Annotated in this window: 14 protein-coding genes and 1 pseudogene; 5 read left to right on the top strand and 10 right to left on the bottom strand. The window is 70.5% G+C overall.

What is annotated here, in order from left to right; translation table 11 throughout:
* The first annotated feature begins 64 nt into the window (after positions 1 to 64).
* Both ACWC5O_RS32460 and ACWC5O_RS32455 read left to right on the top strand, forming a co-directional pair.
* Positions 65 to 529, top strand: coding sequence for a hypothetical protein (locus ACWC5O_RS32460; RefSeq protein WP_450581195.1), 465 nt, complete (start codon positions 65 to 67; stop codon positions 527 to 529).
* Entirely contained in the window at positions 526 to 879 is a 354-nt protein-coding gene (locus tag ACWC5O_RS32455; protein ID WP_450581196.1) for a transcriptional regulator, read from the top strand. The genes ACWC5O_RS32460 and ACWC5O_RS32455 overlap by 4 nt, the downstream gene beginning before the upstream one ends.
* On the opposite strand, the gene ACWC5O_RS32450 is transcribed toward ACWC5O_RS32455, so the two are convergent.
* The 4 genes from ACWC5O_RS32450 to ACWC5O_RS32435 all read right to left on the bottom strand — a co-directional run bounded on the left by ACWC5O_RS32450 (position 876) and on the right by ACWC5O_RS32435 (position 3,970).
* On the bottom strand, positions 876 to 1,826 hold the full coding sequence (locus ACWC5O_RS32450; RefSeq protein WP_450581197.1) for an MIP/aquaporin family protein: 951 nt from the start codon (positions 1,824 to 1,826) through the stop codon (positions 876 to 878). The two genes, ACWC5O_RS32455 and ACWC5O_RS32450, sit on opposite strands and share 4 nt — an antisense overlap.
* 94 nt (positions 1,827 to 1,920) lie before the next feature.
* Positions 1,921 to 2,586, bottom strand: coding sequence for an SDR family NAD(P)-dependent oxidoreductase (locus ACWC5O_RS32445; RefSeq protein ID WP_450581198.1), 666 nt, complete (start codon positions 2,584 to 2,586; stop codon positions 1,921 to 1,923).
* 64 nt (positions 2,587 to 2,650) lie between these two features.
* Complete coding sequence (locus ACWC5O_RS32440; protein WP_450581199.1) at positions 2,651 to 3,376, bottom strand: DUF4328 domain-containing protein; 726 nt, start codon at positions 3,374 to 3,376, stop codon at positions 2,651 to 2,653.
* 60 nt (positions 3,377 to 3,436) lie between these two features.
* Entirely contained in the window at positions 3,437 to 3,970 is a 534-nt protein-coding gene (locus tag ACWC5O_RS32435; protein ID WP_450581590.1) for an NUDIX hydrolase, read from the bottom strand.
* 256 nt (positions 3,971 to 4,226) lie between these two features.
* Between ACWC5O_RS32435 and ACWC5O_RS32430 the strand changes: the two genes are divergently transcribed.
* Positions 4,227 to 5,090 (top strand): DUF4396 domain-containing protein, encoded by an 864-nt coding sequence (locus ACWC5O_RS32430; RefSeq protein ID WP_450581200.1) that lies wholly within the window; start codon positions 4,227 to 4,229, stop codon positions 5,088 to 5,090.
* Positions 5,091 to 5,116: 26 nt separating this feature from the next.
* On the opposite strand, the gene ACWC5O_RS32425 is transcribed toward ACWC5O_RS32430, so the two are convergent.
* Entirely contained in the window at positions 5,117 to 6,043 is a 927-nt protein-coding gene (locus tag ACWC5O_RS32425) for a LysR family transcriptional regulator (protein WP_450581201.1), read from the bottom strand.
* 124 nt (positions 6,044 to 6,167) lie between these two features.
* Between ACWC5O_RS32425 and ACWC5O_RS32420 the strand changes: the two genes are divergently transcribed.
* Entirely contained in the window at positions 6,168 to 6,656 is a 489-nt protein-coding gene (locus ACWC5O_RS32420; protein ID WP_450581202.1) for a DUF2871 domain-containing protein, read from the top strand.
* Here the strand turns inward: ACWC5O_RS32420 and ACWC5O_RS32415 are convergent.
* The 4 genes from ACWC5O_RS32415 to ACWC5O_RS32400 all read right to left on the bottom strand — a co-directional run bounded on the left by ACWC5O_RS32415 (position 6,592) and on the right by ACWC5O_RS32400 (position 10,090).
* Entirely contained in the window at positions 6,592 to 7,485 is an 894-nt protein-coding gene (locus tag ACWC5O_RS32415; protein ID WP_450581203.1) for an RNA polymerase sigma-70 factor, read from the bottom strand. The two genes, ACWC5O_RS32420 and ACWC5O_RS32415, sit on opposite strands and share 65 nt — an antisense overlap.
* Positions 7,486 to 7,489: 4 nt before the next feature.
* Positions 7,490 to 8,752: an NAD(P)/FAD-dependent oxidoreductase gene (locus ACWC5O_RS32410; protein ID WP_450581204.1), complete on the bottom strand. Its 1,263-nt coding sequence runs from the start codon at positions 8,750 to 8,752 to the stop codon at positions 7,490 to 7,492.
* A 111-nt stretch (positions 8,753 to 8,863) separates the two neighbouring features.
* The gene (locus tag ACWC5O_RS32405; protein WP_450581205.1) at positions 8,864 to 9,283 is read right to left on the bottom strand and encodes a DUF7144 family membrane protein; all 420 of its coding nucleotides are present in this window, start codon (positions 9,281 to 9,283) and stop codon (positions 8,864 to 8,866) included.
* A 120-nt stretch (positions 9,284 to 9,403) separates the two neighbouring features.
* On the bottom strand, positions 9,404 to 10,090 hold the full coding sequence (locus ACWC5O_RS32400; RefSeq protein WP_450581206.1) for a DUF6445 family protein: 687 nt from the start codon (positions 10,088 to 10,090) through the stop codon (positions 9,404 to 9,406).
* 265 nt (positions 10,091 to 10,355) lie between these two features.
* On the opposite strand from ACWC5O_RS32400, the gene ACWC5O_RS32395 reads away from it, so the two are divergent.
* A complete protein-coding gene (locus tag ACWC5O_RS32395; RefSeq protein WP_450581592.1) occupies positions 10,356 to 11,093 on the top strand; it encodes a DUF4142 domain-containing protein in 738 nt (245 codons plus the stop codon).
* Here the strand turns inward: ACWC5O_RS32395 and ACWC5O_RS32390 are convergent.
* A pseudogene (locus ACWC5O_RS32390) lies at positions 11,090 to 11,480 on the bottom strand (hypothetical protein); the annotation flags it as partial. The gene ACWC5O_RS32395 and the pseudogene ACWC5O_RS32390 overlap by 4 nt on opposite strands.

Here is an 11,480-nt window from a genome sequence, read left to right as displayed (position 1 = left end):
TCCATGCTGAAGATGAACAGTGGGCGGTCCGACCACCCGCCCCACCGGCACCGGAGGTACACACATGGCCACTACGGGGGACCCCATCGACGCACGGCAGGCGAGCGACGCGCTGACCGCCGCACGAGCCGCCCAGGCCGCCGCACGCGCGGCCAGTGACCGGCGGACCAGGCCCCGGGGTTATGCCGTCGGCCAGGCCCTGACGTTCGCGGCCGGCTTCACGGCACTGGGCCTCGCCGACGGCCGGCCACGGTGGGCGGCGTGGCTGCTGACCGGCGGACTGCTGAGCCTGGCCGCCTTCTTCGTCCTGGTCTGGCTCGGCGCGCACCACGGCGGCGTCACCCGCTGGTTCGACCGGCGCCCCGAGGCCGGACGGCACGCCTGGCGGACCTGGCTGCTCCCCTTCGCCCCCATCGCCGTGAGCCTCCTGGCCGCGATCCCGTACGGCACGACGGGCTGGCTGGTGGCCCTCGGTCTCGCGGGCGGCCTGGAGCACCTGCTGCGGGCCACGGGGGTGGGCACGGCATGACCGGCGCTCCCGAGCCCCCCGCCCTGGACCGCGAGCTCCACCACCCCACCCGGCTGGCCCTCGCCGCCTACCTCTCCGCGTGCGGCGAGGCGGAGTTCGCCGTCCTGCGCGACTACTGCCAGGTGTCCGACTCGACGCTGAGCAAGACGCTCTCCGCCCTGGAGAAGACGGGCTACGTCAGCATCCGCAAGGGCTACCTGGGCAAGCGCCCGCGCACCTGGGCCGCCCTCACGCTCACCGGCCGACGCGCGCTGACGGGCCACCTGACGGCGCTGGAGGAGATCGCGTCGGCGGCCCGCAGGGCGGGAGCGGAGCCCGAAGGGGACCGGGCTGAGTCCGAAGAGGGCTAGTACTCCTCGTCGATCTCCTTCGTCGGCCTGCCCCGGCCCGGCTCGGGCAGCTCGGCCAGTTCGGAGCGCACGAGCAGGACGTCGCCGATGAACAGGTCGTAGATCAGGATCCCGATGGTCCCGCCGATCAGCGGCCCGACGATCGGGATCCACCAATAGGCGCTGAACGAGCCGGCGACGCTGCCCGGGAACGCCAGGCTGTCCCAGCCCGCCGCGTAGGTGAACAACCGCGGCCCCAAGTCACGGGCCGGGTTGATGGCGTAACCCGCGTTGGCGCCGTAGGACATGCCGATGGCGGCGACCACGAAGCCCACGACCAACGGCGCGAGATTGGCCTTCACGGCCTGGTTGCGCAGATCGAGTACGGCGGCGATCAGCATGAGCAGGAAGGCGGTACCGACGATCTGGTCGATCAGCGGCCCCCAGATGCTGCCGTGGAAGTACGGCGCTGGGAAGGTCGCGAAGATCGAGAACGTGGCGTTCGTGTGCCCGTTCACCTTCGGCCCCGTCACGGCGGCGTCGTAGGCGTTGATCGCCCAGTGATACACGAGGTAGACCAGCGCCGCACCGGCGAACGCGCCCACCACCTGCGAGAACCAGTACGGCAGCACCTTGGCCCAGGAGAATCCTCGGCGCACGGCCATGGCCAGGGTCACCGCCGGGTTGATGTGGGCGCCGCTCACGCCGCCGGCGACATAGACGCCGAACACGACCGCCATCGCCCAGCCCCAGGTGATCAGCAGCCAGTCGCCGGCCGCGAGGAAGATCGTCGTGGGGGTGGCGGCACGGCCCGAGCCGGGCAGCGCGGCGACCGCCATCGCGACCACGCCGCAGCCGAAGGAGATGAGGACGAAGGTCCCGAGGAACTCCGCCAGGCACTCGCCCAGCAGGCCTCCCCGGCTTCTGAGCCGGGACGGCCTGATGATCGGAGGGATTTCGACAGCCATGGAGGCCCCCTTGAAGAGAGCAATGCGGCCAACATCACCATATTGGCCCACAAATACTCTTCACGCAGGGCGAACCGATCTCCGGAGTGACCGGTCAGCTGTCCAGGTCGTCGGCGTAGTGCCGGAACCCGTGCCGCTCCCGATGCATGCGCCACAGGGTCTCCGCGAGCACGGCCGGATCCTTCCGCACGTGCCCGGGCGTGATGGCCCCGGGAATCACCAGCTGGGCGACATGGATCCCCTCACGGGCGAGCCGGTCGTGCAGCAGATGCCCGTACGCGCTCTCCGCGGCGAACGCGATCGAGGTCCCCGCCCGCTCGGGATGCGGCACGGCGGCCGTCCCCCCGTTCACGAACAGGATGGTCCCCCGGCCGAGCGCCCGCATACCCGGCAGCACCTGCTGCACCGCCGCGACCGGCCCGTACACCGAGAACTCGATCGGCCCGAGCAGATCCCGGTACCGGGTCTCCAGCACGGGCCGCATGAAGTCCCGGTGCGGGACGGGGCTGTACTGCAACACCTCGACGGTCCCGAGCTCGGCAGCGGCCTCCTTCAGGGCCGCCACCAGCTGCTCCGGCCGACGCACATCGGCCGGGAACCCACGCGCGGCGACACCCTCGTCGGCAAGCTCGCCCACCAGGACCTGCAACCGCTCCCGGTCCCGCGCGACGAGGGCGACGTCGTAGCCCTCCCGCCCGAACCGGCGTGCGACGGCGGCACCCAGCCCGGGTCCGGCACCGACGATGGCCATGGTGCTCATGAGCACATCCTTGCCCGGACGACGGCACACCACCACCCACGCCCGGGCATGACGACGACCGGTCTCAGCCCGCGGCAGTACCGGCGGCAGCGGACTCCACCACCACACCCTGCTGCTGCCCCTGCCGGATCCGCTCCACCTGTACGGCGGTGACGGCCCGCACGACGAACGCACCGGCCACGGCGGCCCCGATGACGGCGGCGTCGGACACGAGCAGCGGCCACACCTCGCTGTACGCCCGGGCGATGATCTCGTCGGTGGAGTCGCGGTAGACGATGCCCACCCCGCCGAGCATCCCGATCAGCCAGAGCCCCCACCACACGTTGACGGAGACGGGCAGCTTCCGCCCCGGAGCGGTGGTCCGAAAGGCGTCGGCGACGATCCCACGCGGGAACCACAGGCTGGCGACGGGCACGATCCAGCCGAGGTAGACCCAGATCCCGGCGTACTTCGGCGTCTGCCCCGTGAGCGCACGCGCGTTGTCCCGCACCCGCCACATCCACGAGAGGAACAGGAGCGCGCACAGGAAAGCCGCTCCGGCCCCGAGGCTGGTGACGAGGTGATACGAGTCCTCCAGCCCGTTGAGCGCCCGGTGCACCCCGTCCCCCTGGTCCGGCGGCCCCGAGGCGGGCTCCCCGGCCTCGGCCAGCCGCACTTCCCACACGGCCCGCACGACCCACGCGAGCCCCGCGAGCAGCAAGGCCCCGGCGGTCAGTTGCCCGGACAGCTTGATGGGCCGTACGCCGAGGGAGCGGGAGCGAGCAGCAGGTTCCACTATCTGTTCGTTCACCGCATCATCCTGGCGCACGCCGACGAAGGCTTGCCAGGGACACGCCAGCCACGAGGGCGATCAGCGAATGCCCTCGTCCATGAGCACGTACAGCAGCCCGACGAGCGACCCGCTGCTGACGATCTCCCGCCGGTCGATCATCCCCCGCACCTCGCCAAGCGGAACCCACTCGATCCGGTCCGACTCGTTCTGCTCAGTGGGCGGCCCGACGTACGCAGCCCCGTCCGCACGAAACACATGATGCTGAGAGTCGGTGATCCCATTCGCCGGCTCGGCGTAGATGAGAGGCTTCAGCGGCCCGGGACGCCAGCCGGTCTCCTCCAGCACCTCACGCGCCGCCGCCTCCTCCGGCGTCTCCCCCTCCTCGATCAGCCCCATGGGAAGTTCCCAGGCCCACGAGTCCGTGATGAACCGGTGCCGCCACATCATGAGGATCTCGCGCCGGTCATTGACGACGGCCCCCACCGCAAGGTGCCGCAGCCGCACCACGTGGTACTCCCACCGCAGCCCATCAGGCTGCTGCACGTCCACCAGGCACAGATTCACCCACGGATTCGAGTAGATCCGCCGCTCCCCATAGGTCTTCCACTCCATCAACGCACCCTTTCCGCCGGCTGCCTGCAGCTTCGCAGAGAGGGTCACGACGACACGCCACTACGCATCCCGTGCGGATGAAACCGCGCGGATCGGCGGTGCCCGCACGAGCCCGATGGGTACGGTGTCGGCCGTTCCGCCGGTCGGCACGTCCACTGGGGTGAGAACGAGTTCCCGGAAGTCGCGGCGAGGAGCGTCGGGCCGCCCCGAGAAGTACCCCTGGAGCACCAGCGGATCGTCAAGGGGCGGAGCGTCCATGTATGTGGCCGGCAGCGGCATCAGCGGGACCACGGCTGACGCACTGATGTATTTCTGGTTCTTCCTGGTCGCCTTGTCCGCTGTCTACGTTGCGTTCGACGCGTTCACGAAGAACCCCGAACTCACCGTGATGAAGTGGGGCTGGGTCCTGGTGACCCTCTATCTCGGCCCCATCGGCGCCGCGATCTATGTGCTCTCGTGCAAGGAACCCCGGCCGGGAGCCCACGAACGGTTCGTGGCACCGCTGTGGAAGCAGGCTGTCGGATCCACCATCCACTGTGTGGCCGGCGATGCCACCGGCATCATGATCGCGGCAGTGGTCGCGGCGATGATCGGTCTTCCGCCCTGGGGCGACAGCCTGATCGAGTACATCGTGGGGTTCGGCTTCGGGCTGCTCGTTTTCCAGGCCTTGTTCATGCGCGACATGCTCGGCGGAAACTACTTCCGAGCCGTGCGTTCCACGGTGTTCGCCGAGTGGCTGTCGATGAACTGCGTGATGGGCGCCATGGTGGCCGTGCTCGTGATCATCCGGAGTCACGTGCCGGGCACGGGCGACGCCGCCGGTGTCCGTTTCTGGGCCACGTTCTCCCTCGCCGTCCTGGCCGGTCTCACCTTCGCCTATCCCGTGAACGTCTGGCTGGTGGCCAACCACTTGAAGCACGGAATGGGGACGGTACGGGCACTGGGAAGGGGCGGCGAAGCGGTGCACAGGGCGACGGCCGCGGCACCCTCGGCCGGTACCGGAATGGCCATGCCGCAAACCGAGGTGACCCGAGAACAGAAAGCCGCCATGGCGACGCTGACCGTCGTCTTCCTCGCCTCTGGCGTGCTTCTGGCCGCGATCTTCGGGCATCTCGGCTGACGCCGGCGCGACTTGGCAAAAAGTCGTCAAGTCTCCGGGTTCTGCGCCGGCAACGCGCACCAGCAGTCCTCGCCCACCGCCGGCGGTGCGTCGGACAGCGCCTCGGTGAAGGAGCGGATGAGCGGGCTCTGCGCGGCCGTGCGCCAGACCGGGGCCCATCGGGACGGCGGGGCGTCGAGGATGGGGATGAAGGCCAGGTTGGGCCACGGGTAGAAGTCCGCTATGTCGCCCGACACCGAGGCGACGGCCTGACCGGTGGCCACGGCGGTGAGGGCCTCCTGCCATGTCGAGACCTGCGGGCCACGGGGGATGGGGCGACCGGAGGGGGTGTGGAAGGGATTGAGGGCCTCTTCCATGTAGGCCGGCAGCGAGCGGCTGGCCACGAACGCGCAGTCGGCGAGGTCCTCCAGGCTGACGGCGTCGCGCCGGGCGTACGGGTGGGAGGCTCCCGTCATGAGCAGGGTCCGTGAGGTGCAGATGACCGGGCCCACGGTGAGGTCCGGTTCCTCGACCGGCAGCCAGAGCACGGCGATGTCGACGTCCCCGGAGCGGAGCAGGTCCAGGGGGGCGGGGGGCTGGATCTCACGGAAGCGCACCTGGATCTCCGGGGAACGGGTCCGCAGGAGGGTCACGGCGTCGGACAGCATCCAGGAGTGGGGGCCGACGGTGCCGACCGTCAGGGTGTCCGTCCCACGGGCGGCGGCCTTCGCTGCGGCGACACCGTCCATGATCTGCCGGTAACCGGCGCCGAGTTCGCGTTGCAGCCGCTCGCCGAGCGGGGTGAGCCGTACCGCGCGGCTGGTGCGTTCGAACAGGAGGCCGCCGATCTGCCGCTCCTGCTTCTTGATCGACTGGCTGACCCGGGCCTGGGTGACGTGCAGGCGGTGCGCGGTGCGGCTGAAGTGCAGTTCCTCGGCGAGGGCCAGGAAGATCTCGATGTCGCGGAGCTCCACTCGCGCCCTCTCGGACTCATTAGCCAACGGTTATGACTCGTTATCAGGTTCATCGTTGATGCCCGAACGGGCCAGGCGCAAGGTGGGGGCCGACACCGACGCGGATTCACGGGGGAAGACGCAGATGAGGAAGATCCTCAACACCGCTCACATCTACATGATCATCGGGCTGGTCAGCGGCCTGTACTACCGCGAGCTGACCAAGGCCAAGGACTTCGAGGGCGACACCCAGCTCGCCGTCGTGCACACCCACGTACTGGCGCTCGGCATGCTGTTCTTCCTCGTCGTCCTGGCGCTGGAGAAGCAGTTCGCCCTGACCTCCCACCGGCTGTTCAACTGGTTCTTCTGGACCTACAACGCCGGCCTGGCGGTGACCGTCGGCATGATGACCCTGCACGGAACGCTGACCGTCCTCGGCCACGCCGACTCGGAAGCGATCGCCGGGATCGCCGGCCTGGGCCATGTCCTGCTGACGGTGGGCCTGGTGCTGTTCTTCGTCACGGTGGGCAAGTGCCTGCCGGGCGCCTCCCGGGCGAAGGACGCCGGAGTCACTCGCCCGAAGGACGCAGCCCCGTCAGCTTCTCCGGGTTCACCTGCAGGCGCAGATTCCTGATGCCGTCCTCGGACAGGTCGTAGGTGAGGGCCGCCACCGGCATCTCGCCCAGGGTGAACAGGATGCCCAACTCGCCGTTGACGAAGGCCTGTCGGAAGGTGAGACCGGCCGACTGCGGCTTCGCCAGGACGCCGAGGATCCAGCGCGCCACGTGGTCGGGGCCGTACAGCGGGCGGCGGGCCGCGGTGACCTTGCCGCCGCCGTCCGACCAGCACGTGACATCCGGCGCCAGAAGTTCCATCACCGCGTTCAGGTCGCCGCCCGCGCACGCCTCGATGAACTGGGTGGTGATCCGGGCCCGCCGGTCCGGGTCCGTGTCGTAGCGGGGGCGGCGGGACTGGACGTGGTTGCGGGCGCGGTGAGCGATCTGGCGGACGGTGGCTTCCGGGCGGTCCAGGATGTCGGCGATCTCCGCGTGGGAGTAGCCGAAGACCTCGCGCAGGACGAACACCGCCCGCTCGACCGGGGTCAGCGTCTCCAGGATCACCAGCATGGCCGTCGACACACTGTCCGCCAGCTCCGTTTCCTCGGCGGCGTCGGGAGAGGTGAGCAGGGGCTCGGGGAGCCAGGGGCCCACGTACTGCTCCCGGGTCGCGCGGGCGGAGGTCAGGCGGGTCAGGGAGAGGTTGGTGACGGTGCGGACCAGGTAGGCGCGGGGGTTGCGGACCGCCGAGCGGTCCGCCGCGTTCCAGTTGAGCCAGGCGTCCTGCAGGACGTCCTCGGCGTCCGCCACACTGCCCAGCATCCGGTACGCCGTCGCGAACAGCAGCCGCCTGTGTTCGAGGTAGGGGTCCGGGTTCCCAGCGGGCTGCGCCTGCGTGCTCTGCATGGGATCAACCTGCCAGAACCGCCGCCCCGCTCGTGTCGTCGGCGGCGGCCTGGTTCCTCGCCCGGCCCGCCTTCGACACCGCGGCGGTCACGTTCATGCGCCTGCTCAGCCGGTAGAACGGCAGCGGGCTCCCGCTCACCAGCTCCTTGTACCGGACCGCCGCCCGGCCCGTCAGGTACGCCCGCCGCGGGGTGTCGTCCGGGTGCGTGAACTGGATGACCGCGTCCCTGCGGCCGAGGCTCACCGGCTGGTGGACGTAGCCGAAGCGGAAGGGGCGGACCGGGCGGCCGCGCAACAGGCGGGCGATCGTGTCCGCCGTGTACGCCGCCGTCGGCATCCCGCTCTGGCAGGTGCCGTGCAGCCTGCCCCAGGGCATCCGGATCGCCGCCGCGTCCCCGATCGCGTGGATCTCGGGGTGGGAGACCGAGCGCAGGGTCTCGTCCACGAGCAGCAGGCCCTGCTCGTCCACCGCCACGCCCGCCCGCGCCGCCAGCGGCGAGACCCGTACGCCCGCCGTCCACACGCACACCGCCGACTCGAGCACCTCGCCCGACGCCAGCTCCACCGCGTCCGGCAGCACCTTGGCCACCCGTGCGCCGGTGCGGACCGTGACGCCCAGGCGGGTCAGGGCGGCGCGCAGGTACGACCGTGCCCGCTCGCCCATCATCGCGCCCGGCTGCTGTGTGCAGAGCAGGGTCACCGACAGGTCGGGGTACGACTCCGCGATCTCCGTCGCGGCCTCCACACCGGTCAGCCCGCCGCCGCACACCGTCACCGTGCCCGCCGTCCCCGCCGCCTCGGCCAGCCGCGCCGCCAGGCGGCCCGCCGGACCGTGCCCGTCCAGGGTGTACGCGTGCTCCTCGGCTCCGGGCACCCCGCCGGTGTCGGCCCGGCTCCCGAGGGCGTAGACCAGGGTGTCGTACGGCAGCACGGCCGGGCCCGCGTCACCCTCGTCGCCCACGTCCACCGTCACCGTGCGTTCCCCCGGGTCCAGGGCCGTCGCGTACCCCTGGACGAAGGTGATGCCCGTGCCCGCCAGCAGGTCGGGGATGGGGTGCTCGGCGAGATCCTGGCCCGTGGCCGCCTGGTGCATGCGCAGGCGCTCGGTGAAGCGGGCGGCGGGGTCGACCAGGGTCACCCGGACGCCGGTGCGACGCGTGCGGTGGGCCAGGCGGATCGCGGCCAGCATGCCGGTGTAGCCGGCGCCCAGCACCACGACCCGGTGGCCGTCCTGCGCCCGTGGTCCGGTCTTCGGCTGCTTCGACATGTCCACTCCCGGGGTCGGGTCACCGGGTCGCTTCGTCTTCGGTTGGTGCCGGTGACGACCATGCGACTGGCGAGCCCGGCCGGGCGTGACAGACCGGCCATGTGACCTGCGTCACACGCGAGCGGGGTGCCCCGGCTGGTAGGTGGCGAGCGCCCAGATCACGAAGAAGTCGATGGCGATCATGATGAGCGCCCAGACCGGCGAGTACGGCAGGAACAGGAACTGGGCGATCACGCTCAGGGAGGCGAGGCCGATGCCCACCGCCCGGGCCCACTCGGCGCGCCTGAGGACACCCGCGCCGGTGATGACGGCCACGACGCCCAGGATGAGGAGGATCCAGCCCCAGCCGGTGAGGTTGATCTTGTATATGTAGGCGCCGATGCGGGCGTACACGTCGTCAGTCGCGATCGCGGAGATGCCCTGGAGGATGGCGAGGACGCCCTCAACCAGGAGCAGCACCCCCGCGAAGACGAGACCGCCCTCGGCCCAGTCGGTGCTCCCCGCCCGCTCCGGTCGGGTGTGCTGCGTCATGGTTGTACCTCCGCCGTCGTCGTCCCGAGTGGGTCGTACGTACGACGATCCGGCCCACCCGGCCGGGAGACCACGGGGGTTGCTCCGTACGGGTGAGCCGGCGGGCCGCGGCGGAACGGCTCAGGCCATCCAGAAGAAGACGGCCGTCATCCGCTTCTCCGCCAGCTCCTTGCCGAAGTAGCCGGTCGCGCTGTGCACCAGGTTGGCGTTGTAGAGGAGGAGGCGGTTGTACCGGTGCGGGACGCGGACGTCCTCCTCGAAGGCGTCCGGGGTGACGAAGCGGGTGCCGAGGGCCTCGACGAGGTTGTTGTGCGGGGCCTGGACGACGTTGCCGCCGAGCCGGCCACCGGGCAGGGACTGGCGGAAGAAGCTGGTGCCGCAGTCCTTGGGCACGTGCGGGTTCAGGTACAGCACGGCCGCGTACCGGCACAGCGCACGCGAGTCGGTGTGCGGGCGCGGCTCGCTCTCGCCCTCGCCGACCACCTGCACACAGTTGTGGTTGAGGGTGCCGCCGCCGGGCGCCTGCTGCACCCACAGCTCCCGGGCCCCGGTCGCCTGCTTCACCAGCCGCTCGATGCGGCCGAGTTCACCGGGTTCCAGGCCGGGCATCGCGCGCAGTCCGGGCCAGGTCTCCGAGGTGTACGGGTAGCCCTTGACCCAGTCGTCCTTGGCCAGACACCGCTCCCGTACGGCGTCGACGTCCGGCAGGACGTCGTCCAGGACCCAGTAGTCGCGGCCCTTGGTGGGCTTGCGGTAGGGCAGGACGGGCAGCGCGGCGGGCACCCTGGGGGGTGGCTGTGGGGGCATGCGGCGAATCTAGGCCTGCGTTTCCCCTCGCTTCTCCCGAGGAAGAGTCAACTCTCCTGCGGGAAGGTCAACCTTTGACCAACCGCGGTCTTCGGACCCTCACGCGGGACCGGAGCGAATCTTTACCCGAAACCACCGACACAAATGGCCTCCGCATCCGTATTGCTGTGCGTCCGAACCGCCTGCGGGCGGGATCCACGGCCGGGCAGGAGGCACGGTGCGCATTTCGCGGAACGCGACGGGAACGCTCTTCGTGGGCGGTGCAATGGCTCTGACCCTCGGCGCGCTCGCCTACCCGAGCATGCTCGGTGTCAGCACCGTCTCCAGCTCGCCGTCGCGGGTCATCGCCAACACCCAGTGGGGTCCGCTCACCGAGGCCGACCGGGACTTCGTGGTGAAGGTGCGGGCCGCCGGTCTGTGGGAGTACCCGGTGGGGCAGATCGGGCTGCAGAAGGGCACCACCAAGGGGGTCATCGAGGCCAGCAAGCACCTGGTCGACGGGCACTCCGCGCTGGACACCACCTGCCGCAAGATCGCACCGATGCTGAACATCACGCTGCCCAACGTGGCGAGCCCCCAGCAGGAGGGCTTCGTCAACACGCTGAAGTCGGAGAGCGGCAAGAAGTTCGACACCGACTTCGCCAACATCCTGCGGATGACGCACGGTTCGATCTTCAACACGGTCGCGGCGATCCGGTCCACGACCAAGAACTCGCTGGTGCGGGCCCTGGCCGACCAGGCCAACGACACCGTGCTCGACCACATCACGGTGATGGAGAAGACCGGCCTGGTCGACTTCGACCAGACCCTCTTCAATCAGACCACCCCGCCGAAGCTGCCCTCCTCCGACCTGACCCCGCCGGCCCCGCCGGCGGGCCAGCCGGAGGTGGTGCTCACGCCGCCGCCGAACGCCACGTCCACACCGGTGAACATCGACGGCCTCACCGGCGGCAACGGCGGCGGCGCCTCACCCGCCCCCAGCCCGAGCCCGACCGTGGGCTAGCCCAGCCAGACCGTGGTGTCCGGCGGGAGCACGCGCGGCTCAGGGAGCGGGGTGCTGGCGAGCAGCACCTCGCCCGGGGCAGTCGTACGGGCTGTGCGGCGAGGTCGGTGACGCAGCGCCAGGTCTCGGTGCGGGCGAAGTCCAGCACCCCGGCCGGGGCGTCGGGCGTCCAGGTCGGCGACTCGCCCTCCAGCAGCTTGCGGCGCAGCCTGAGCGCGGTGCGGTACAGCTCCAGGGTGGAGCCCTCGGCACCCGCCTGGGCCTCGACGGCGTACGACGCGACCGGTATTGGCCCTAGTGCCCCGACAGGCAACGTTCGCCCCGTCGCGACGCCCGGCACGCACTCTCGCCGCACCGGCCGAAAGCCCAAGTACGTCCAGTACGAGG

Source organism: Streptomyces sp. NPDC001450 (genome assembly GCF_053597295.1).
The sequence above is the reverse complement of the archived record's forward strand: the minus strand, read 5'-3'. Positions and strand labels throughout refer to the sequence as shown.